Raw genomic sequence first — 21,254 nt, 5'->3', positions numbered from 1 at the left:
GGGGGGCCAAGCCCCCCGAAACTCAGCGATAAGCCTCCACCGGCACACACGCGCAGAACAAGTTCCTGTCTCCATACACATTGTCGACCCGGTTCACCGCTGGCCAATACTTGTGCTGGCGTACGTGAGCACTGGGGGCGATGCCCTGCTCCAGGCTGTACGGCCTGTTCCACGGTGCCAACACATCGGCCAGGGTGTGCGGCGCATGTTTGAGCGGGTTGTCTTCTGCCGGCCAGTTGCCCTCCTGCACCTGGGCGATTTCTGCGCGTATCGCCAGCATCGCCTCGACGAAACGGTCCAGCTCGGCTTTTGATTCACTCTCGGTCGGCTCGACCATCAGCGTGCCCGGTACCGGGAATGACATGGTCGGGGCATGGAAGCCGTAGTCCATCAAACGTTTGGCCACGTCCTCCTCACTGATGCCGGTCTGGGCCTTGAGTGGGCGCAGGTCGAGGATGCATTCGTGGGCCACACGCTGGTTACGCCCGCGGTAGAGCACCGGGAACGCCCCGGCAAGCTGGCTGGCCAGGTAGTTGGCCGAGAGGATCGCCACCTCGCTGGCATCGGCCAGTTGCGGGCCCATCATGGCGATGTACATCCAGCTGATCGGCAGAATGCTCGCACTGCCCCAGGGCGCGGCACTGACCGCGCTGTTGTTCGGGTCCAGGCCGGGTACCGGCACCACCGGGTGGCTGGCGACAAAGGGCTTGAGGTGGGCGCGGATGCCGATCGGGCCCATGCCGGGGCCGCCGCCGCCATGGGGGATGCAGAAGGTCTTGTGCAGGTTCATGTGCGAGACGTCGGCGCCGATGTCTGCGGGCCGTGCCAGGCCGACCTGGGCATTGAGGTTGGCACCGTCCATGTACACCTGGCCACCGTGCTGGTGCACCACGTCGCAGATCTCGCGGATACCCTCTTCGTACACCCCATGGGTCGAGGGGTAAGTGACCATCAGGCAGGACAACCGATCCCCTGCCGCCTGGGCCTTGGCCTTGAGGTCCGGGAGGTCGACGTTGCCGTCTTCGTCGCAATCGACGATCACCACCTCCATGCCGGCCATTTGCGCGGAGGCCGGGTTGGTGCCGTGGGCGGAGGACGGAATCAGGCACAGCGTACGCTGCGGCTGATGGCGGCTGCGGTGGTAGCGGGTGATGGCCATGAGACCGGCGTATTCGCCCTGGGCGCCGGAGTTGGGCTGCATGCAAATGGCGTCAAAGCCTGTGATGGCGCACAACCAGCTTTCCAACTCGTCGATCATCGCTTTGTAGCCGACCGCCTGGGCAGCAGGCGCGAACGGGTGAAGCTGGGCGAAGGCGGGCCAGGTGATGGGGATCATCTCGCTGGTGGCGTTGAGCTTCATGGTGCAGGAGCCCAGCGGGATCATCGACTGGTTCAGCGCCAGGTCCTTGTTTTCCAGCTGCTTGAGGTAGCGCAGCATCTCGGTTTCACTGTGGTGCAGGTTGAAGACCGGGTGCGCGAGGAACGGCGTGCGCCGCACCAGCCCCGCTGGTATGCCTTCGGGCAGCGCCAGTTGGTCGAGCGTCGCGATGTCCAGGCCGTGGTCGACCCCCAGGAACACATCGAACAGGCGCAACACGGTCTGTTCGCTGCAGGTTTCGTCCAGGCTCACGCCCAGGTGCCCACGCCCGAGGATGCGCAGGTTGATCTGCGCGTGCTCGGCACTTTCGATGATCGCCGCCTGCGCGCCGCCCACCTCCAGCGTCAGGGTGTCGAAAAAATGCTGGTTGAGCCGCTTGATGCCCTTGGCTTCAAGGCCGGCCGCCAGGATAAAGGTCAGCCGATGCACGCGCTGGGCGATGCGCTGCAAGCCCTCTGGGCCATGGTAGACGGCATAGAAGCCGGCGATATTGGCCAGCAGTACCTGGGCCGTGCAGATGTTGGAGTTGGCCTTCTCACGGCGGATGTGCTGCTCGCGGGTCTGCAGGGCCATGCGCAGCGCGGTATTGCCACGGGCATCGCGTGACACACCGATGATGCGCCCCGGCATGGCCCGCTTGAAGTCGTCACGGCAGGCGAAATAGGCCGCGTGTGGCCCGCCGTAGCCCATCGGTACGCCAAAGCGCTGGGTCGAGCCCAGCACCACATCGGCGCCCAGTTCACCGGGCGGCGCCAGCACCACCAGGCTGAGCAGGTCGGCGGCAACGCAGGCCAAGGCTTGCTGGCTGTGCAACTGGTCGATCAACGGACGCAGGTCGCGCACCTCGCCATGGGTGTCCGGGTATTGCAGCAAAGCGCCGAATACCGAGTGCTTGGCCAGGTTATCCACAGTGTCGATGATCAGCTCGAAGCCGAACCCCTCGGCGCGGGTTTTCAGTACCGAGAGGGTTTGCGGATGGCAGTGCTCGTCGGCGAAGAAGGCGTTGCTCTTGTTACGTGCCACGCGCTTGGCCAAGGCCATCGCCTCGGCGGCGGCGGTGGCTTCGTCGAGCAGCGAGGCGTTGGCCAGGGCCAGGCCGGTCAGGTCGATGACCATCTGCTGAAAGTTGAGCAGGGCTTCCAGCCGGCCTTGGGCGATTTCTGGCTGATAAGGCGTATAGGCGGTGTACCAGCCTGGGTTTTCCAGCACGTTGCGCAGGATGACGGTTGGCGTGACGGTGCCGTGGTAGCCCATGCCGATGAGGCTGGTCCAGACCTGATTCTGTTCGGCGTAACCGGCGAGCTTGGCCAGTGCGGCCTGTTCATCCAGGGCCGGCGGCAGGTCGAGTGAGCGATTGAGGCGGATCCCTGGCGGGACCGTCTGCTCGATCAGCTCGCTGCGGCTGGCAACACCCAGCGCGCTGAGCATGGCCTGCTGCTCCGAGGCATCGGGGCCCAGGTGGCGACGCAGGAAAGGGTTGAGCTCTTGCAGTTGATGCAGGGACGGCGACTGGGACATGACGACGCTCTCTTCCTAGACCAGGCCTCATGGAGACTTATAAGTCTAGGAAGGATTGCCGATTGTGCGGAGAAACTTGCTTTTGCTGCACCATGGCCGGGCGGCGCATTGCGCCCCCCCGGCCAGATCAGTTACTCGCCGATCGCAGCCTGATAAGCCGCAGCATCCAGCAGCTTTTCCAATTCAGCTGCGTCGCTTGGCTTCAATTTGAAGATCCACGCCCCATAAGGTTCTTCGTTCAGCAGCTCCGGGTTGTCTGCCAGCGCGTCGTTGACCGCGATCACTTCGCCAGCGATCGGGGCGTAGATGTCGGAAGCCGCCTTGACCGATTCGACCACGCCTGCGGCATCGCCTTGGGCAAACACCTTGCCGACTTCCGCCAGTTCGACAAACACGACGTCACCCAGGGCTTCCTGTGCATGGTCGCTGATGCCAACGGTCACTGTGCCGTCGCTTTCCAGGCGCGCCCACTCGTGGCTTTCGGCAAAACGCAGATCGGCGGGGATATTGCTCATGTCTTGAATTCCTCGATTGGCTCAGCGGTCGGCCCGCCGGTTAATAATTGTTCAAATCAGGATTTTGCCGTGGCGCACGAAGGTCGGTTTGACCACCCGCACCGGGTACCACTTGCCGCGAATCTCGACCTCGGCGCGGTCGCCGGTAGCCATGGGTACACGCGCCAGGGCAATGGATTTGCTCAGCGTAGGAGAGAAACTACCACTGGTGATCTCACCTTCGCCAATACCGGTAACACGAACCACCTGATGGGCACGCAGAACGCCGCGTTCTTCCAGCACCAGGCCAACCAGTTTTTCCTTCACCCCCTGCTCGATTTCCGCCAACAGGCCAGTGCGGCCGATGAATTCGCGCGCAGCCGGCTCCCAGGCGATGCTCCAGCCCAGGTTGGAGGTCAGCGGCGTGTGGGCTTCGTCGATGTCCTGGCCATAAAGGTTCATACCGGCTTCCAGACGCAGGGTATCGCGGGCGCCCAGGCCACTGGGGGCGATGCCGGCCCCCACCAGGTCGTTGAAGAAGGCCACGGCCTGGTCACCTGGGAGGATGATCTCCAGGCCGTCCTCACCGGTATAACCGGTACGGGCAATGAACCAGTCGCCTTCGGCGATACCTTCGAACGGGCGCAGCTCGCGGATCAGCGCGGCGCGCGAGGGGCTCAGCAAGGCCGCCACCTTTTCACGGGCGTGGGGGCCTTGGATGGCGAGAATGGCGAGGTCCGGGCGAACCTGAACATCCACCTCGAAGCCTGCACGCTGCGCATGCAGCCAGCCAAGCACCTTTTCGCGGGTGGCGGCGTTGGTCACCAGGCGATAGCCGCCTTCGGTACGGTAGGCGATAAGGTCGTCGATAACCCCCCCCTGCGCGTTCAGCAGTGGGCTGTACAGCGCCTTGCCAATACCCGCGAGGCGTGCGACGTCGTTGGCCAGCAAACGCTGCAACCAGGCAAAGGCATCACTGCCCGTGACGTCGATGACGGTCATGTGAGAGACATCGAAGACCCCGCAGTCACTGCGCACCTGATGGTGCTCCTCGACTTGCGAGCCATAGTGCAGGGGCATGTCCCAGCCGCCAAAATCGACCGTCTTGGCGCCGAGCGCCAGGTGCAGGTCATACAGAAGCGTGCGCTGTCCCATGGGTTTCTCCTTCCGGGCGTGGCGAAGCGGCGGCGGTCGATGACGTTGGGTCGTCAGCTCTTCTTGTAGGACCCGCCGCGCGAATGCCGCGCATTGTAGCCGCATGGACGCAGGCTGGCACCCTTAGTGTCTGTGACCGGGGCGCCGAGCCGAACGGCGGATCAGCCCGATGACCGGCAGCAGCCCCACCAGTACCAGGGTCAAGGCAGGCAGCGAGGCGCGCGCCCACTCCCCCTCGCTGGTCATTTCGAACACCCGTACCGCCAAGGTGTCCCAGCCGAACGGACGCATCAGCAAGGTAGCCGGCATTTCCTTCAGCACATCGACGAATACCAGCAGGGCCGCACTCAGTGCACCGGGCACCAACAACGGCAGATACACCCTGAAGAACAATCCCACGCCGCCGACGCCCAGGCTTCGCGACGCCTCCGGCAACGACGGCCGGATACGCTCCAGGCTGCCCTCCAGCGGCCCGTAGGCCACGGCGATGAAGCGCACCAGGTAGGCCAGCAGCAAGGCCGAGAGGCTACCCAGCAGCAAGGGTTTGCCAGCGCCGCCCAGCCATGTGGAGAGCGGCACCACCAGTTGGTTATCGAGGTAACTGAAGGCCAGCATGATCGACACCGCCAGCACTGAACCTGGCAAGGCATAACCAAGGTTGGCCAGGCCGACCCCGGCGCGGATGCCAGCCGTCGGCGCCTGGCGTCGGGCAAATGCCAGCAACAGCGCCACGCTCACCGTGATCAATGCCGCCATGCCGCCCAGGTACAAGGTGTGCAGCACCAGGCCGACATAGCGATCGTCCAGGTCATGCCGCCCGCGCTGCCAGAACCACACCAGCAACTGCAGCAGCGGTATGACGAAGGCGCAGGCGAACACCAGCAGGCACCAGCCGCTGGCCAGCAGCGCCTTGACCCCGCGCAGGTGATAGAGCGCTTGCCCACGCGGCCGCTCGTTGCCGGTACGGCTGGCGCCGCGCGCACGGCGCTCACCGTAGAGCACCAGCATCACCGCCAACAGCAGCAGGCTGGCCAACTGCGCGGCGCTGGACAGGCTGAAGAAGCCGTACCAGGTCTTGTAGATGGCCGTGGTGAAGGTATCGAAATTGAACACTGCCACTGCACCGAAATCGGCCAGGGTTTCCATCAACGCCAGGGCGATACCGGCACCGATGGCCGGGCGCGCCATGGGCAACGCCACCCGCCAGAACGCCTGCAGCGGCGACAGCCCCAGTACCCGGGCCGCTTCCATCAGGCCCCGGCCCTGCGCCAGGAAGGCCGTGCGTGCGAGCAGGTAGACATAGGGGTAGAACACCAGCACCAACACGATGACCACCCCACCCGTGGAGCGTACCCGGGGCAGGCGCATCGGCCCGAAGGCTTCACGCAGGGCGCTTTGCACGGGGCCGGCAAAGTCCAGCAGGCCGACGAAGACGAATGCCAGCACGTAGGCGGGGATGGCGAACGGTAGCATCAGCGCCCAGTCCAGCCAGCGTCGGCCGGGGAACTCGCAGAGGCTGGTGAGCCAGGCCAGGCTGACACCCAGGACAGTGACGCCGATGCCTACGCCCAGCACCAGGGTCAGGGTGTTGCCGAGCAGGCGGCTCATCTGGGTGTCGAGCAGGTGCGACCAGATCTGCTGGTCGATCGACTGCCACGACAGCAGCAGGACGCTCAGGGGCAGGAGCACCAGGGCAGCGATCAGGGCGACCGGGAGGTACCAGCGGCGTTGGGGGGTGTGGGGCAAGTTGACGGTCTCTGTGGCTGATTTGCGACCGTTTGCGGTCGTTCGCGGGGCAAGCCCGCTGCCACAGGGATCACACAAACCTTGAAGGCAGTGGAAACCCTGTGGGAGCAGGCTTGCCCCGCGAAAGGGCCCTTGCAGGCCCCGCAAGGATAAAGCCTGGCGCTTAGTTCCAGCCAGCCCGGTCCATCAACCGAATCGCTTCTGCCTGGCGCTTGCCCGCGATCTCGACCGGAATGCTGTCAGCCTTGAAGCTGCCCCAGGCCGCAACCTCCTCGGACGGCTTGACCTTCGGGTTGGCCGGGAACTCCTGGTTGATGTCGGCGAACAGCTTCTGCGCGTCTTCGCCGGTCATCCACTCGACCAGTTTTTTCGCAGCCTCTGGGTGCGGAGCATGCTTGGTCAGGCCGATGCCCGACAGGTTCACGTGTACGCCACGGTCGCCCTGGTTGGGCCAGAAGATCTTCACCGGCAACGCGGGGTTCTGCTTGTGCAGGCGCCCGTAGTAGTAAGTGTTGACCACGCCCACGTCACACTGGCCGGCCTCGATGGCCTGGATCACGGCGTTGTCATCGGAGAACACGTCGGTGGACAGGTTGTTGACCCAGCCTTTGACGATCTCTTCGGTCTTCGCCTCGCCGTGGTTCTCGATCAGTGTGGCGGTCAGCGACTGGTTGTAGACCTTCTTCGCGGTGCGCAGGCACAGGCGGCCTTCCCACTGCTTGTCGGCCAGGGCTTCGTAGGTGCTCAACTGCTCGGGTTTGACCCGGTCGGTGGCATAGATGATGGTCCGGGCGCGCAGGCTCAGGCCGGTCCAGTCATGGGACGAGGCACGGTACTGCGCCGGGATGTTCTGGTCGATGATGTCGGACTTGATCGGCTGCAGGATGCCCATCTGCTCGGCCTGCCAGAGGTTGCCGGCATCGACGGTCAGCAGCAGGTCGGCCACACCGTTCTCGCCCTCGGCCTTGATGCGTTGCATCAACGGGGCTTCCTTGTCGGTGATGAACTTGATCTTGACTCCGGTCTTGGCGGTGTAGGCATCGAACACCGGCTTGATCAGCTCGTCGATGCGCGAGGAGTACACCACCACTTCCTCCGCTGCCTGGGCAGTGCCGCCGAACAGGGTCAGGGCCAGGGCGGCCAATAGGGGCTTGCGTGGCAACATGGAAAGCGCTCCTCGGATCGTATGAGAGGCGCAAATGGTAGTGAATCCCATTTTGTCACTCACCCTTGGAGCCGTTACCGGATGTTGCAGGGGCCGCAAGGCGGCCCCGTAGGCTCAAGGCCTGGCCAACGCCGGGAGGTCCCCGCTCAACCCCAATGCCTGGCGCACGAACAACGCCTTGGCCTCCGGCATCTGCTCCACCAGCTTCAAGCCGCTGTTACGCAGCCAGCGCAACGGCAGTGGGTTGGCCTGGAACAGCCGCTCGAAACCCTCCATCGCCGCCATCAGCCCCAGGTTGTGCGGCATACGCCGCCGCTCATAGCGGCTCAGCACCTTCACATCCGCCAGCCGTTCGCCCCGCTCGCAGGCATTGACCAGCACCTCGGCCAGCACAGCGGCGTCGAGCAAGCCCAGGTTGACGCCCTGGCCAGCCAACGGGTGAATGGTGTGCGCGGCATCGCCAATCAAGGCCAGCCCCTCGTCCACATAGCGCTTGGCGTGGCGCTGGCGCAGCGGCACGCAGACGCGCGGGTCTGCCTGCAGGACTTCACCCAGGCGCCCCTCGAAGGCCCGCTCCAAGGCCTTGAGGAAGGCCGGCTCATCCAGCGCCATCAACTGCTCGGCATGCTCCGGGGTGGTCGACCAGACAATCGAGCACCAGTCCTGCTGGCCATCGCGTGTCAGCGGCAGGAACGCCAGCGGGCCGTCGTCGGTGAAGCGCTGCCAGGCCGTGGACTGGTGCCCCGCGCTGCAACGCACGCTGGTGACGATGGCGTGATGCAGGTAATCCCACTCACGGGTTTCGCAACCGGTCAGGCGGCGCACCGCCGAGTTGGCGCCATCAGCCGCCACCACCAACGGCGCACGCAGCTGGCGGCCATCGGCCAGGGTCAGCAGCCATTCGTCACCGGAGCGGCGCAGTTGCTCCAGCCGCGCATTGGGCAGCAAGCCGATGTCGCTGTCATGCAGACGCTCCAGCAGGCCATCCTGCACCACCCGGTTCTCGACAATGTGGCCAAGTACCTGAGCGTGCACGCTGGCCGCCGAGAAGTGGATCTGGCCCGTGCCGCTGCCATCCCACACGTGCATGTCGGTGTACGGCGTGGCCCGCCGCCGGGCGATACCGTCCCAGGCGCCAAGGCGCTCGAGAATGCGCTGGCTGGCCGCCGACAGGGCACTGACACGCGGCTCGAACGCGGCCTCGTTATCGTAGGGTTTGACCGACAGCGGGCTGCCGTCGAGCAGGAGAATGTCCAGGCCACTGTGGCGCAACGCCAAGGCCAGGGCGCTGCCGACCATACCGGCACCGACAATCAACAGATCTGCGCGCATTTCCATGCCTTACGCCTGCCTCGCTTGCGGCTTGAGCCGCACGTATAGGGTTTTGTCGACCCGCGCCACCAGCTCGCCGGCAGCGTCGCGGATATCCACCTGCAAACGCGGCAGGCACTTCTTGCCGGTGGCGGTCTGCTGGCGGATCTCGTCCAGCAGGGCGTCATCGAGGTGGAACTCGGCGTACACCGGGCCTTTGCCCGGCGAGATGAAATCGATGCTCGCCGCCTTGTCCCAGACGATGTATTCACGCCCCAGTTGCTCGATCAGCAGCAACATGTAGAACGGATCGACCATCGAGTAGAGGCTGCCGCCGAACTGGGTACCGACGTAATTGCGGTTCCAGCGCGTGAGCTTCATGCATACCTTGACGCTGCGCATGTCCGGGCTGATGTGCTGCACACGGATACCGGCGCCCAGGTACGGTGGGTAGAGGTTCAACAACCAGCGCAACATACGGGCCCGGCGCGCCAGCCTGCGCGGATTGCTCATGCCTGGCCTCGCGGGTCGGGGCGCGTACCCAGGCCCATGGCCTGGCGGGCAAACCAGCTTTTCGCCGGGGGCAACAGGTCGAGGCCGAGCAGGCCGATGTTGCGCCCTGCGGCCAACAACGGCTGGTTGCTGCCGAACAGGCGCGTAACCTGGTCGGAAAAGCCGATGGTCAGGGCCTGATCCAGGCGCTGACGCTGGTGATAGACGCGCAAGGTAGCCAGGTCTCCGGGTTGCTGCGGGCCCGCCAACAGCGCTTCGGCCAGTGCCTGAACGTCACGCAGCGACAGGTTGAAGCCCTGGCCGGCAATGGGGTGCAGGCTGTGCGCGGCGTTGCCCAGCACCACCAGGTGCGGGCGTACCTGCTCGTCGGCTTCGACCAATGCCAGCGGGTACAGATGCCTTGCCCCCACCTGGCGCAATGCGCCGAGGCGATAGCCGAAGGCGTCCTGCAGCTCGCGCAGGAAGTTGCGCTCATCGATTTCGGCCAGCCGCTGCGCGTCCATGCCCTGACGGGTCCAGACCAACGCACAGCGGTTTTCCGGCAACGGCAGCAGCGCCATCGGGCCTGCCTCGGTGAAGCGCTCGAACGCCTGGCCGCGATGGGCCTCGCCAGGCGTGATGTTGGCGATCAAGGCGCTTTGCTCATAGGGCGTGCGGCGCACATGAATGCCCAGTTGCTCACGCAGGCCGGAGCGGCCGCCATCGGCCAGCACCGCCAGGTCGCAGTCCAGGCTGGTGTCGTCATCCAGCTGCAGGCGGTAACCGCCTTCGATGGCGTGCATTGCCCGCACCTCGGCGGGGCAACGCCAGCTCACCACGTCGCTGTCCAGCCCCTGCCACAGGCACTGGCCAAGCCAGGCGTTCTCGACCACGTAGCCGAGCGCTGGCACGCCCTCCTCGACGGCATCCAGGCGCGTGGCGCCGAACCGGCCGCGGTCGGATACCTGAATCTGCCGGATCGGTTCGGCGCGTTGGCCGATGGCCTGCCACAGCCCCAAGTGCTGGTAGATCTGTTGTGTGCCAAACGACAGCGCCGAGGAGCGCGCATCGTAGCTGGGCTGGAAGCTGTCGCCAGGCGCGAACGGCTCGATCAGCAGGATCTTCCAGCCGCGCGCCTTGGCCCCGGCTTGCAGGGCCAAGGCCAGGCTCGCGCCGACCAGGCCGCCGCCGATGATCGCCAGGTTTACTCGACTCATGCCGCGTCCTTGCGCGCAGCCTGCATCAGCGCCTCGATCTCGGCGACCGTGCGCGGCACGCCGGAGGTCAGAATTTCACAGCCTTGCCTGGTCACTACCACGTCGTCCTCGATCCTTATGCCGATGCCGCGCCACTTCTTCGCCACCGCCTGGTTGTCGGCGGCAATGTAGATGCCCGGCTCGACGGTCAGCGCCATGCCGGGCTCCAGCACGCGCCACTGACCGCCCACCTTGTACTCGCCCACATCGTGCACATCCATGCCCAGCCAGTGCCCGGCGCGGTGCATGTAGAAGGCGCGGTAGGCTTCGCTTTCGATCAGCCCCTGCACATCGCCCTTGAGCAGCCCCAGTGCCACCAGGCCCTCGGTGATGACCTGCACGGTCGCCTCGTGGGCGTGGTTCCAGTGCTTGCCGGGGGCGATTTCGGCGAAGGCCGCAGCCTGGGCCTTGAGCACCAGCTCGTAGATGGCCTTCTGCTCGGGCGAGAAACGCCCGCTGACCGGGAACGTGCGGGTGATATCGCTGGCATAGCAGTCGATCTCGCAGCCCGCATCGATCAACACCAGGTCGCCATCCTTGAGCGGGGCGTCGTTCTGCTGATAGTGCAGGATGCAGCCATTGCGCCCGGCGGCGACGATCGAGCCGTAGGCCGGCATTTTCGCCCCGCCCTTGCGGAACTCGTAATCCAGCTCGGCTTCCAGGCTGTACTCGTGCAGCCCGGCCCGGCATGCCTGCATGGCACGCACGTGGGCACGAGCGGAAATTTCTGCGGCAGCGCGCATCACTTTCACTTCCGCCGCCGATTTATACAGGCGCATGTCATGCAGCAGATGATCCAGCGCAACGAACTCGTTCGGCGGCTGAGCACCAAGGCGCGCCTTGGAGCGGATCACGTTGATCCAGTCCATCAGCCGGCGGTCGAACTCGGGGTTGCTGCCCATGGCGCTGTAGACCCGCTCCCGGCCTTCGATAAGGCCCGGCAGGATCTCGTCGATGTCGGTGATCGGGAAGGCATCGTCGGCGCCGAAATCACGCACCGCACCTTCCTGGCCGGCGCGCAGCCCTTCCCATTGCTCGCGCTCGGGGTTGCGCTCGCGGCAGAACAGCACGTATTCGCCATGTTCCCGGCCAGGGATAAGCGCGATGACAGCCTCAGGCTCCGGGAAGCCGCTGAGGTACTGGAAGTCGCTGTCCTGGCGGTACACGTGCTCGACGTCGCGGTTGCGAATGGCAACTGCGGCGGCGGGCAGGATGGCGATGCTGTTGGGGACCATCTGCGCCATCAGCGCCTTGCGCCGACGGGCATACTCGGCCTTGGGAATGTGGCTCATGGGCAGACTACCCCCGGTTGATCAGTGCAACGATGGCTTGGACGCGGGTGCGGCCGGCTTGGCCAGCTCGGAGAACAGCAGCAGCGGCGCTACGCGCAGGTATTCCATGACTTCCATGTAGTCGCTCTCGCCGTCTTCGGACTCTTCGAGGGCTTCCTGCACCTGGGAGATGGCAACCAGGTCCTGCAGCACGTCCTTGGCCTCGGTGGAAAGCTCCTTGCCACCTGCGTTCAGGCCGAAGCCGGTGATGAAGCCCTGGCACCACTGGCCCAGCGCCGCAGCGCGGTCGGCCAGCGCGGCGTCATCGGTGGGCAGCAGCAGGACGATGGCCATGTCGTCGCTGGTCAGCTCACCCTTGACCATCTCCTGCAGGCCGATCAGGGCATTGCGGACAGTGTCACCGGGTTCGTTTTCCAGCAGTTGGGCGGCGTCGGCCAGCCAGGCCTCGGCATCGAAGCCGGCACCGGCGCAACTGCGCCCGACCAGCAAGCCGTGCAGCTCGGCAGGAGTGACAGGGTGGCCATTGCTGGAAAGCAGCATGGCGAAGGCGATGTAGGGCGATTGGGTATTGGGCATGGGCAACTAGGCGCCAGACGGCGCAATGACTAGAATGGAGACCTTGTATCCTAGCACCGGCAGGCGCGCCAAGACCATCGGCACTGGCCGTCGCGGGCCAGGGAGAGGCATCATCGCCAGGTGACTCAACGACGGAGCGATTCGAGTGCAACCCACGCAAGAGAACGACCTGCAAGCGCTGATGAGCCGATTCGAGTTGCTGATCGAACGTGTCGAGCAACTAAAACGGCAAAATGCACTCCTAGTAGCTCAGGAAAAATCCTGGCGCGAAGAGCGCGCCCACCTCATCGAAAAGAACGAGATCGCAAGGCGCAAGGTCGAGTCGATGATTTTACGCCTCAAGGCTCTGGAGCAAGACTCATGAGTTCAAGCAATAGCGTCACCGTGCAGATCCTCGACAAGGAATACTCGATCATCTGCCCGCCGGAAGAGCGCAACAACCTGGTCAGCGCAGCGCGCTACCTGGACGGCAAGATGCGCGAGATCCGCAGCAGCGGCAAGGTGATTGGTGCCGACCGCATCGCGGTGATGGCGGCGTTGAACATTACCCACGAGATGCTGCACCGCCAGGAAGAGCGTACCGATGCACCCGCCGCTGGCACCAACCGCGAACAGGTGCGCGAGCTGCTGGATCGGGTCGATAAGGCTTTGTCCGACGACACGGATACCAAAATCGGCTGAGATTGGTATACTGGCGCCACTCCCTGGGGGATGCGCCAGTCGGTTATGTCCCTGAGCCGATACGCACAACCACGGGGGTTGCACGCTGGGGCCGGTGTGCATGTCCGCTCGACGGAAAGCCTTAACGCCCCCTGCAATCTCCACCTTGAACTTTCGGGTTCAAGGGCTACACCGATAGCGGTCCTATCGGGGAGCCTTATTTCTCTTGCCTGCATTTGCTGCGGGCAGACTCCACACCAGTAGCGACAACTGGGAACGCCCGTGCCATGACCGACACCGCGCCGCCTACCCGCCCCCAGCTCCGTCGCCTGCTGCGCAATGCCCGCCGCGCACTGACGCCTGCCCAGCAGCGCCAGGCCGCCCTCGGCCTGTACCGCCAGTTGGCGCAAGACCCGCTGTTCCGCCGCGCCCGGCACATTGCCTTGTACTTGCCCAACGACGGCGAAATAGACCCATACCTGCTACTGCGCGAAGCCCAGCGACGCGGCAAGCGCACCTACCTGCCGGTACTGCACGCCTGGCCGCGCACGCGCATGGTGTTTCAGCGTTTCGAGCAGGGTGAAAAACTCAAGCGCAACCGCTTCCGTATTCCAGAGCCACTGACCGACCGCAAACGCCAACGCCCGATCTGGTCCCTGGACCTGATCCTGCTGCCGCTGGTGGGCTTCGATGAAGTGGGTGGGCGCCTGGGCATGGGCGGGGGGTTCTATGACCGCAGCCTGGCCTATCAGGCGCGCCGCAAGACCTGGAAAAAGCCCTTGCTGCTGGGGCTGGCGCATGAATGCCAGAAGGTCGGGCGGCTGGCGCAGGCCAGCTGGGATGTACCCTTGCAGGGGACGGTATCGGACTGCGACTGGTACCTGGCGCCGAGCTGAGCGGCGCCAGCGAAGGGCATCAACGTGGCGGCTGGCTGGCGTCGACCGGCATCTGATAGGCGGTATCCAGCTTGCGCTCCCAGAACCCCTGCGCATAACCGGTAGTGACCACACCCAGGCCAAAAATGAACACCAGGATCCACAGCAGATCCGGCTTTTTGCGTTGATTCATCGAAGATTGCCCCCCAGGCAAACTGTTCCGGCTTGGCGATTTTCTGGGTATCGCCAGCGCATCTCGCTTTAAACGGGGCGCATTTTCCGACAACCTGCGTCTACACGCAAACATTGACGCCAACCGGCTGTCGGTTTCGTGCAACAGGTTATTTCAAACCTTTTCAGGAGCAGCATCCATGGCCTATTGGCTGATGAAATCCGAGCCCGACGAGCTCTCGATCGAAGGCCTTGGCCGCCTGGGCGAAACACGCTGGGACGGCGTGCGCAATTACCAGGCGCGCAACTTCCTGCGGGCCATGAGCGTGGGCGACACGTTCTTCTTCTACCACTCCAGCTGCCCGCAGCCGGGCATTGCCGGCATCGCCCGGATCACGCGGGCAGCCTACCCGGACCCAACCGCACTGGACCCAGAGAGCCCCTATCACGACCCCAAGGCCACGGCCGAGAAAAACCCGTGGAGCGCCGTAGATGTGGCGCACGTGCAGACCCTGCCCAAGGTGCTGGAGCTGGGCTGGCTCAAGCAACAGGCTGCCCTTGCCGAACTGCCGCTGGTACAGAAAGGCAGCCGCCTGTCGGTGATGCCGGTGACCCCCGAGCAATGGGCGGCGATTGTCGCGCTGAGCTGAAGGTGCGCTATGGTCATGGGGTTTGACCGATATCAACACGCCATGGATAGCCACACGCCACGATAGGGGCGTGCATTGAGCAGGATGCTGACTGATGAATCGATATGCCCCCAGGGTCTTCGCCACCGCGTTGATCGCCTTACTGGCGACCGCTGCAGGGCTGGGTTACTGGAAGTCGCTGCACGACCAATTGCCGGAAGGCTTGAGCATGGGCAACGGCCGCCTCGAGGCGACCGAAGTGCAGATTGCCAGCAAGGTCCCCGGGCGCTTGGCCGAAGTGCGGGTCGACGAAGGCGACAAGGTTGTCCGCGGCCAGCTGCTGGCCCGTATCGACACCCGCACCATGGAGGCCCAACGCAACCAGGCCGAGGCCGAAGTGCTGCGCGCGCGGGAAAACTACGCGGCAGCCCAGGCCAGTGTGCAACTGCGCCAAAGTGAGCTGCTGCTGGCCGGCCAGGAGCTCAAGCGCGTGCGCGAAATCTTCCAGCGCAAGTACGCCAGCCAGCAGTTGCTCGACCAGCAACAGGCCCGCTTCGACACGGCCAACGCAGCAGTCGTCGCGGCACGTGCCCAGCTGGCGGCAGTCAAGGCCGCCATCGGCGCTGCGCAGGCCCAGGTGGCGCAGCTCACCAGCGAGATCGACGACAGCAGCCTGCGCGCGCCCATCGACGGCATCATCCAGCTGCGCCTGGCCGAGCCGGGTGAGGTGTTGGGTGCTGGTGGTCGGGTACTGATGCTGATCGACCCGAGCGACCAGTACATGAACCTCTATCTGCCGGCCTCCACCAGCGGTCGGCTGACCGTTGGCGATCAGGCACGCATCGTCCTTGACGCCTTGCCAGAGCAGGCCTTGCCGGCGAAGGTGGCCTTTGTTGCGGCCAAGGCACAGTTCACCCCGAAACAGGTCGAAACCCGTGACGAACGGCAGAAGCTGGTGTTTCGCGTCAAACTGCGCCTGATCGACCCAAGCGCCGTGCCTCAAGCCAAGCCGGGCATGCCGGGTGCTGGCTACGTGCGCACGGCTGATGTGGACTGGCCGGCCAACCTGCAATGAACGCGCCGGCACTGCTGGCCGAGGGTATCAGCCACCGCTACGGCGGCCTGGTCGCCTTGCATACGCTGGGCTTCAGCCTGCCTGCGGGCACGCGCTGTGCACTGATTGGCCCCGACGGGGCCGGCAAATCGACCCTGCTCGGGCTGATCGCCGGCGTTAAGCGCCTGCAACAGGGTGAGCTGCAGGTGCTCGGCGGCTCGATCCGTCAGCGCCGCCATCGCGCGGCGCTGTACCCAAAAGTGGCGTTCATGCCGCAAGGGCTGGGCAACAACCTGTATCCCGAACTGTCGATCAGCGAGAACATTCGCTTTTTCGCCACCCTGTTTGGCCTTGGCCGTGATGAATGCGACCAGCGCATGGCCAACCTGCTGCAAGCCACCGACCTGCAACGTTTCGCCGAGCGCCCGGCCGGCAAGCTGTCGGGTGGCATGAAGCAGAAGCTGGGCCTGTGCTGCGCGTTGATCCACGAGCCTGACCTGCTGATCCTCGACGAACCCACCACCGGGGTCGACCCCCTGTCGCGCCGTCGCTTCTGGGAGCTGGTCGAGCAGGTACGTGCGCAACGCCCGCAATTGACGCTGCTGGTGGCCACCGCCTACATGGAAGAGGCCGAGCAGTTCGAGCACTGCTTGATGCTCGATGGCGGCCAGCTGATTGCCGCAGGCCCCAGCCAGGCACTGGCCGCGGTCACGCCCAGCGGCAAGCTGGACGACGCCTTTACCCATTATCAGGGCGCAGGCAGCACGCAACACGCACCATTGAGCATCCCGCCACGCCCGACCAATGACGGCCCGGTTGCCATCGAGGCACACGACCTGACCCTGCGCTTTGGCGCTTTCACCGCAGTGAACAAGGTCAGCTTCGCCATTGGTCGTGGGGAAATTTTCGGCTTCCTGGGTTCCAACGGCTGCGGCAAGACCACCACCATGAAAGTGCTCACCGGCCTGATGCCCGCCACCGAGGGCAGCGCCACCCTGCTCGGCCGCCCGGTGGATGCCAGCGACCTGGCCACGCGCAAGCGGGTGGGGTTCATGTCGCAGAGCTTCTCGCTGTATGGCGAACTCAGCACCCGTCAGAACCTGACGCTGCATGCCCGCCTGTTCGACCTGCCCAAGGCCGAAAGCGCGCAGCGCATCAGCGAACTGATCGAACGCTTCGACTTGGGCAGCTTCGCCGACCAGCCGTCAGGCGCCCTGCCCCTTGGCCTGCGCCAGCGCCTGTCGCTGGCGGTCGCGGTGCTGCATCGCCCTGAAGTGCTGATCCTCGACGAGCCGACTTCTGGCGTCGACCCTGCCGCCCGGGACGACTTCTGGCGGCTGCTGGTGGAATTGTCCCGCGAGCAGGGCGTGACCATTTTCCTCTCCACCCACTTCATGAACGAAGCCCAGCGCTGCGACCGCATTTCGCTGATGCACGCCGGCCGGGTGCTGGCCTGCGACACGCCCGACGCCCTGCAGCGCCAATACGCCGGCAACACCCTGGAAGACGCCTTCGTCCGCTGCCTGGAACTGGCCCAGGAGGCTGGTCCCCAGGCCCCGGACAACGCGGTACTGGAGCAGGCGGCAGCGACCACGCCGCCGTTGCGCCAAGGCTTCAGCCTGCGCCGCCTGTTGGCGGTGGCCAGCCGGGAGGGCAAGGAGCTGCTGCGTGACAGGGTGCGCCTGGCCTTTGCCCTGCTCGGCGCCGTGTTCATGATGGTGATCTTCGGCTATGGCATCTCGCTGGATGTGGAGAACCTCGCCTTCGCCGTCCACGACCAGGATCAGAGCCCGCAGAGCCGCGCCTACCTCGAGGCCTTTCGCGGGTCGCGCTATTTCGCCGAACAGGCGCCGATCCGGGATACCCGCGAGATGCACCAGCGCTTGCAGCGCTCCGAAATCAAACTGGCGCTGGAGATCCCACCGGGCTTTGGCCGCGACCTGCACGCCGGGCGCCAGCCGGTCGTGGCAGCCTGGCTGGACGGCGGCATGCCATTTCGTGCGGAAACCAGCCGTAACTACGTAGAAGCCGTGCACCAGGCGAACCTCGAACAGCTTGCCGCCTACAGCCCACAACCGGTGCAGCGCCAGGAGCCGGTTCGCCTGGAAACACGCTTTCGCTACAACCAGGACGTGGTCAGCGTGAATGCCATCGGCCCCGGGGTGATGGCGCTGATCCTGGCCTTCATACCAGCCATGCTCACCGCCCTGGGCATTGTCCGCGAGAAAGAGCTCGGCTCCATTACCAACTTCTACGCCACGCCCCTCACCCGCCTGGAGTTCCTGCTCGGCAAACAGCTGCCCTACCTGGCCGTGAGCCTGGTCAACCTGGCGTTGCTGGTGGCGATGAACCGCTGGCTGTTCGCCGTGCCGCTAAAGGGCAGCGTACTGGCCCTGGCCTGTGGCGGCGTGGCCTACCTATTGGCCACCACCAGCCTGGGCTTGCTGATTTCGGCGTTCACCCGCACCCAGATCGCGGCCATTCTGGGCACCATGATCATCACCAGCTTGCCGACCATTCAGTTTTCCGGGCTGATCGTGCCGCGCTCGTCGCTCGACGGCGCTGCGGCGGTGATGGGCCAGCTGTTCCCGGCCGGGTATTTCCTCGACATCGCGGTCGGCACCTTCACCAAAGCGCTGGGCCTGCGCGAGCTGTGGCCGCAGTGCCTGATCCTGCTGAGTTTCTTTGCCGTATTCACCGGCCTGAGCCTGATCATGCTCAAGAAGCAGGAGGCCTGATATGTCGCGCTTGAACCACACCCTGCGCCTGGGCCTGAAAGAACTCACCAGCCTGCGCCATGACAGCGTGCTGCTGCTGTTTCTGCTTTATGCCTTTAGCGTGGCGATCTACATGCCTGCGGCCGGCTCGGTGATCGGCGTGCACAACGCCAGTGTCGCCGTGGTCGACGAAGACCACAGCCTGCTCTCGCGCAAACTCACCGAGTCGCTGCAACCGCCCGAGTTCCAGCCTGCCGTGCCTCTGCCTCCGGACCACCTGGACCAGGCCATGGACAGTGGCCAGTACACCTTCGTGATCAATGTGCCGGTGAATTTCCAGAGCGACCTGCTGGCCGGGCGTTCGCCGGAGCTGCAGATCAACGTCGACGCCACAGCCATGAGCCAGGCCTTCATGGGCGCCGGCTACATCGGCCGGATCTTCGAACGTGAGCTGCTCGACTATACCCAGCGCACCACCACGCAGAGCCCGGTGCTGATCAACCCCAAGGCATTGTTCAACCCCAACCTTGAGGGCGGCTGGTTTCTGGCGGTGATCCAGATCGTCAACAACATCACGATTCTGGCGATCATCCTCACCGGCACCGCGTTGTTGCGTGAGCGCGAACACGGCACGCTCGATCACTTGCTGGTGCTGCCGTTGACCGCGCTGGAAATCATGCTGGCGAAAATCGCCAGCAACGCACTGGTGGTGGTGCTTTGCACCTGGATCTCGCTGATCGTGGTGGTCAAAGGCGCCCTGGGCGTGCCGTTGTCCGGCTCCATGGGGCTGTTTCTGGGTGTGACGGCGCTGTACCTGTTCGCCAGCACCGCGCTGGGCATCTTTCTGGCCACCCTGGCGCGTTCGACACCTCAGTTCGGCCTGCTGGCAATCCCGGTGATCATTCCGATGCTGTTGCTGTCGGGCGGCAGCACGCCGCTGGACAGCATGCCGCAGTGGTTGCAATGGGTGATGCAAGGCTCGCCGTCGACGCATTTCGTCAGCCTCGGCGCCGCCATTCTGTTCCGCGACGCCGGCTTGGCCGTGGTATGGCCAGATATCCTGGCCCTGGCCGTGATCGGCCTGGTGTTCTTCAGCGTGGCACTGGCGCGCTTTCGGCGCAGCCTGGCCTCTTGATCACTGCACGATCAGGTTGTTGAACAGCAGGTCTTCGACAATCGGCTTGCCCTCTTCCGCTTCCATCACCTGCTGCACCTGCTTGAGGGCTTCCTGGCGCAGTTGCTCCTTGGCCTCGACGTTGCTCATCTTGTCTACCGTCTGCTGGGTGAACAGCGCCACCAGCTGGTTACGGATCAGCGGCTCGTGATGCTTCACCGCCTTGGCGGCCTCGTCACCGGTCACGCGCAGGGCTACATCAGCCTTGTAGACGCGCAGCTTGGGGCCACCGTCGAGCGCGTAGTTACCGACAAAGGGTGGGCTCAGGGTGATGTAGGCGACTTTTGGCTGCCCTTCCTTGGCCTCTTCGGCCATGGCCGCCACTGGCAGCATCAGGGCCAGCACCATCAAGATCCACGCTTTCACGAATTCGCTCCTCAATACAATTGGCGCCAGCTTACCCAGCACACCGCTCAAACCCAAGCCCAGGCTTATGCCGGCCCATCAGGGTGGGCCATGCTCGTTGACCCGGCAGGTGGCCCTCCTACACTTATCGGCCATTACCCGCAAAGGAATAGCCCCGATGAAAGCTGTGTTGTGCAAAACCCTGGGTCCGGCGCGCGACCTGGTACTGGAAGACGTCGCCAGCCCCGCGCCGAAGAAGAACGAGCTCCTGCTGGAGGTACAGGCCGCAGGCGTCAACTTCCCGGACACCCTGATCATCGAAGGTAAATACCAGTTTCAGCCACCGCTGCCGTTTTCCCCGGGCAGCGAAGCAGCGGGCGTGGTCGCCGCAGTCGGCGAAAAGGCCGGGGCGTTCAAGGTCGGCGACCGGGTCATGGCGCTGACGGGCTGGGGTGCGTTCGCCGAGCAGGTCGCGGTGCCCTTCTACAACGTGATGCCGATCCCCGAAAGCATGGACTTCACGACCGCTGCCGCCTTTGGCATGACCTACGGCACCTCGATGCATGCTCTCAAGCAGCGCGGCCAACTGCGGCCCGGTGAAACCCTGCTGGTGCTGGGGGCGTCTGGCGGTGTGGGCCTGGCGGCAGTGGAAATAGGCAAGGCCATGGGCGCCCGGGTGATCGCCGCGGCCAGTAGCGCTGAAAAACTGGCTGTGGCCAAGGCTGCCGGGGCCGACGAGCTGATTGACTACAGCCAGGCCAGCCTCAAGGACGAGATAAAGCGCCTGACCGGCGGCCAGGGCGCGGACGTGATCTACGACCCGGTGGGCGGCGAGCTGTTCAACCATGCCGTGCGCGGGCTGGCCTGGAATGGACGGTTACTGGTGGTCGGTTTTGCCAGCGGCACCATCCCACAGATGGCGGCGAACCTGGTGCTGCTCAAGGGCGCTGCGGTGCTGGGGGTGTTCTGGGGGGCGTTTGCACAGCGTCAGCCGGAGGACAATGCGGCGAACTTCAGCCAGCTGTTTGCCTGGCATGCCGAAGGCAAGCTGAAACCGTTGGTGTCGAAGACTTATCCACTGGCCGAGGCTGGGGCGGCTATCGAGCAATTGGGACAGAGGAAGGCGGTGGGTAAGTTGGTGGTGCTAACCCGATAAGGCATCACAAGGTTGGCAGCACCGGCCTCTTCGCGGGGCAAGCCCGCTCCCACAACCTGAAGACCGCAGAGAACCTGAGCAACTGTCTTG

At 64.7% G+C, this 21,254-nt stretch carries 20 protein-coding genes and 1 other RNA gene; 9 read left to right on the top strand and 12 right to left on the bottom strand.

Translation table 11 applies throughout. The annotated features are described in order from the left end of the window. Nucleotides 1-22: 22 nt before the first annotated feature. The 10 genes from gcvP to NP534_RS03870 form a co-directional block, all read right to left on the bottom strand. A complete protein-coding gene (gene gcvP / locus NP534_RS03915; RefSeq protein WP_274097828.1) occupies nt 23-2,896 on the bottom strand; it encodes an aminomethyl-transferring glycine dehydrogenase in 2,874 nt (957 codons plus the stop codon). A gap of 131 nt (nt 2,897-3,027) precedes the next feature. Continuing rightward, nucleotides 3,028-3,411, bottom strand: coding sequence for a glycine cleavage system protein GcvH (gene gcvH / locus NP534_RS03910; RefSeq protein ID WP_156309953.1), 384 nt, complete (start codon nt 3,409-3,411; stop codon nt 3,028-3,030). Between the two features lie 51 nt (nt 3,412-3,462). Beyond that, entirely contained in the window at nt 3,463-4,545 is a 1,083-nt protein-coding gene (gene gcvT, locus NP534_RS03905) for a glycine cleavage system aminomethyltransferase GcvT (RefSeq protein ID WP_186657665.1), read from the bottom strand. Between the two features lie 123 nt (nt 4,546-4,668). Then, nucleotides 4,669-6,291 carry an ABC transporter permease gene (locus NP534_RS03900; RefSeq protein ID WP_274097827.1) on the bottom strand — a complete coding sequence of 541 codons (1,623 nt, stop codon included), beginning with the start codon at nt 6,289-6,291 and terminating at the stop codon, nt 4,669-4,671. 163 nt (nt 6,292-6,454) lie between these two features. Next, nucleotides 6,455-7,456 (bottom strand): extracellular solute-binding protein, encoded by a 1,002-nt coding sequence (locus NP534_RS03895; protein WP_274097826.1) that lies wholly within the window; start codon nt 7,454-7,456, stop codon nt 6,455-6,457. 114 nt (nt 7,457-7,570) lie between these two features. Further along, nucleotides 7,571-8,788 carry a 2-octaprenyl-3-methyl-6-methoxy-1,4-benzoquinol hydroxylase gene (locus NP534_RS03890; RefSeq protein ID WP_274097835.1) on the bottom strand — a complete coding sequence of 406 codons (1,218 nt, stop codon included), beginning with the start codon at nt 8,786-8,788 and terminating at the stop codon, nt 7,571-7,573. 9 nt (nt 8,789-8,797) lie between these two features. Beyond that, nucleotides 8,798-9,280: a DUF4442 domain-containing protein gene (locus NP534_RS03885; protein WP_033702166.1), complete on the bottom strand. Its 483-nt coding sequence runs from the start codon at nt 9,278-9,280 to the stop codon at nt 8,798-8,800. Beyond that, nucleotides 9,277-10,476 (bottom strand): 2-octaprenyl-6-methoxyphenyl hydroxylase, encoded by a 1,200-nt coding sequence (ubiH, locus tag NP534_RS03880; RefSeq protein WP_274097825.1) that lies wholly within the window; start codon nt 10,474-10,476, stop codon nt 9,277-9,279. Before ubiH ends, NP534_RS03885 begins: the two co-directional genes overlap by 4 nt. Then, nucleotides 10,473-11,807, bottom strand: a complete 1,335-nt coding sequence (gene pepP, locus NP534_RS03875; protein WP_274097824.1) for a Xaa-Pro aminopeptidase — start codon at nt 11,805-11,807, stop codon at nt 10,473-10,475. Before pepP ends, ubiH begins: the two co-directional genes overlap by 4 nt. A gap of 21 nt (nt 11,808-11,828) precedes the next feature. After that, complete coding sequence (locus tag NP534_RS03870; RefSeq protein WP_274097823.1) at nt 11,829-12,383, bottom strand: YecA/YgfB family protein; 555 nt, start codon at nt 12,381-12,383, stop codon at nt 11,829-11,831. Nucleotides 12,384-12,564: 181 nt separating this feature from the next. Here NP534_RS03870 and NP534_RS03865 point away from each other — a divergent pair, with 181 nt between their 5' ends. The 4 genes from NP534_RS03865 to NP534_RS03850 all read left to right on the top strand — a co-directional run bounded on the left by NP534_RS03865 (nt 12,565) and on the right by NP534_RS03850 (nt 13,939). After that, nucleotides 12,565-12,747: a TIGR02449 family protein gene (locus NP534_RS03865; protein WP_033693939.1), complete on the top strand. Its 183-nt coding sequence runs from the start codon at nt 12,565-12,567 to the stop codon at nt 12,745-12,747. Then, the gene (locus NP534_RS03860) at nt 12,744-13,064 is read left to right on the top strand and encodes a cell division protein ZapA (RefSeq protein WP_033702174.1); all 321 of its coding nucleotides are present in this window, start codon (nt 12,744-12,746) and stop codon (nt 13,062-13,064) included. The genes NP534_RS03865 and NP534_RS03860 overlap by 4 nt, the downstream gene beginning before the upstream one ends. A gap of 17 nt (nt 13,065-13,081) precedes the next feature. Next, nucleotides 13,082-13,261: non-coding RNA, 6S RNA (gene ssrS, locus NP534_RS03855), on the top strand. Nucleotides 13,262-13,330: 69 nt separating this feature from the next. Continuing rightward, a complete protein-coding gene (locus NP534_RS03850; protein ID WP_274097822.1) occupies nt 13,331-13,939 on the top strand; it encodes a 5-formyltetrahydrofolate cyclo-ligase in 609 nt (202 codons plus the stop codon). A gap of 19 nt (nt 13,940-13,958) precedes the next feature. Here the strand turns inward: NP534_RS03850 and NP534_RS03845 are convergent, their stop codons facing one another. Continuing rightward, nucleotides 13,959-14,111 (bottom strand): hypothetical protein, encoded by a 153-nt coding sequence (locus tag NP534_RS03845; RefSeq protein WP_167334468.1) that lies wholly within the window; start codon nt 14,109-14,111, stop codon nt 13,959-13,961. A 178-nt stretch (nt 14,112-14,289) separates the two neighbouring features. Here NP534_RS03845 and NP534_RS03840 point away from each other — a divergent pair, with 178 nt between their 5' ends. From NP534_RS03840 to NP534_RS03825, 4 genes are all read left to right on the top strand, one after another. After that, nucleotides 14,290-14,739: an EVE domain-containing protein gene (locus NP534_RS03840; RefSeq protein WP_033702178.1), complete on the top strand. Its 450-nt coding sequence runs from the start codon at nt 14,290-14,292 to the stop codon at nt 14,737-14,739. Between the two features lie 94 nt (nt 14,740-14,833). Further along, a complete protein-coding gene (locus tag NP534_RS03835) occupies nt 14,834-15,793 on the top strand; it encodes an HlyD family secretion protein (protein WP_033702180.1) in 960 nt (319 codons plus the stop codon). Further along, on the top strand, nt 15,790-18,510 hold the full coding sequence (rbbA, locus tag NP534_RS03830) for a ribosome-associated ATPase/putative transporter RbbA (RefSeq protein ID WP_274097821.1): 2,721 nt from the start codon (nt 15,790-15,792) through the stop codon (nt 18,508-18,510). The genes NP534_RS03835 and rbbA overlap by 4 nt, the downstream gene beginning before the upstream one ends. Before the next feature lies 1 nt (nt 18,511). Next, nucleotides 18,512-19,624 carry an ABC transporter permease gene (locus tag NP534_RS03825; protein ID WP_274097820.1) on the top strand — a complete coding sequence of 371 codons (1,113 nt, stop codon included), beginning with the start codon at nt 18,512-18,514 and terminating at the stop codon, nt 19,622-19,624. Here NP534_RS03825 and NP534_RS03820 read toward each other — a convergent pair whose 3' ends face one another. Further along, nucleotides 19,625-20,029, bottom strand: coding sequence for a flagellar basal body-associated protein FliL (locus NP534_RS03820; RefSeq protein WP_033702186.1), 405 nt, complete (start codon nt 20,027-20,029; stop codon nt 19,625-19,627). Nucleotides 20,030-20,186: 157 nt separating this feature from the next. On the opposite strand from NP534_RS03820, the gene NP534_RS03815 reads away from it, so the two are divergent. After that, on the top strand, nt 20,187-21,164 hold the full coding sequence (locus NP534_RS03815) for an NADPH:quinone oxidoreductase family protein (RefSeq protein ID WP_274097819.1): 978 nt from the start codon (nt 20,187-20,189) through the stop codon (nt 21,162-21,164). The last annotated feature ends 90 nt before the right edge of the window (nt 21,165-21,254 follow it).

Source organism: Pseudomonas sp. 39004 (assembly GCF_028682155.1).
GTDB lineage: Bacteria > Pseudomonadota > Gammaproteobacteria > Pseudomonadales > Pseudomonadaceae > Aquipseudomonas > Aquipseudomonas capeferrum.
The sequence above is the reverse complement of the archived record's forward strand: the minus strand, read 5'-3'. Positions and strand labels throughout refer to the sequence as shown.

Coding starts and splice junctions, on each gene's coding strand:
- NP534_RS03845 (WP_167334468.1), bottom strand. CDS start 14,111: ATGAATCAACGCAAAAAGCCGGATCTGCTGTGGATCCTGGTGTTCATT.
- gcvH (WP_156309953.1), bottom strand. CDS start 3,411: ATGAGCAATATCCCCGCCGATCTGCGTTTTGCCGAAAGCCACGAGTGG.
- gcvT (WP_186657665.1), bottom strand. CDS start 4,545: ATGGGACAGCGCACGCTTCTGTATGACCTGCACCTGGCGCTCGGCGCC.
- pepP (WP_274097824.1), bottom strand. CDS start 11,807: ATGAGCCACATTCCCAAGGCCGAGTATGCCCGTCGGCGCAAGGCGCTG.
- gcvP (WP_274097828.1), bottom strand. CDS start 2,896: ATGTCCCAGTCGCCGTCCCTGCATCAACTGCAAGAGCTCAACCCTTTC.
- NP534_RS03865 (WP_033693939.1), top strand. CDS start 12,565: ATGAGCCGATTCGAGTTGCTGATCGAACGTGTCGAGCAACTAAAACGG.
- NP534_RS03870 (WP_274097823.1), bottom strand. CDS start 12,383: ATGCCCAATACCCAATCGCCCTACATCGCCTTCGCCATGCTGCTTTCC.
- NP534_RS03890 (WP_274097835.1), bottom strand. CDS start 8,788: ATGCGCGCAGATCTGTTGATTGTCGGTGCCGGTATGGTCGGCAGCGCC.
- rbbA (WP_274097821.1), top strand. CDS start 15,790: ATGAACGCGCCGGCACTGCTGGCCGAGGGTATCAGCCACCGCTACGGC.
- NP534_RS03885 (WP_033702166.1), bottom strand. CDS start 9,280: ATGAGCAATCCGCGCAGGCTGGCGCGCCGGGCCCGTATGTTGCGCTGG.
- NP534_RS03835 (WP_033702180.1), top strand. CDS start 14,834: ATGAATCGATATGCCCCCAGGGTCTTCGCCACCGCGTTGATCGCCTTA.
- NP534_RS03860 (WP_033702174.1), top strand. CDS start 12,744: ATGAGTTCAAGCAATAGCGTCACCGTGCAGATCCTCGACAAGGAATAC.
- NP534_RS03815 (WP_274097819.1), top strand. CDS start 20,187: ATGAAAGCTGTGTTGTGCAAAACCCTGGGTCCGGCGCGCGACCTGGTA.
- NP534_RS03895 (WP_274097826.1), bottom strand. CDS start 7,456: ATGTTGCCACGCAAGCCCCTATTGGCCGCCCTGGCCCTGACCCTGTTC.
- NP534_RS03850 (WP_274097822.1), top strand. CDS start 13,331: ATGACCGACACCGCGCCGCCTACCCGCCCCCAGCTCCGTCGCCTGCTG.
- NP534_RS03840 (WP_033702178.1), top strand. CDS start 14,290: ATGGCCTATTGGCTGATGAAATCCGAGCCCGACGAGCTCTCGATCGAA.
- ubiH (WP_274097825.1), bottom strand. CDS start 10,476: ATGAGTCGAGTAAACCTGGCGATCATCGGCGGCGGCCTGGTCGGCGCG.
- NP534_RS03825 (WP_274097820.1), top strand. CDS start 18,512: ATGTCGCGCTTGAACCACACCCTGCGCCTGGGCCTGAAAGAACTCACC.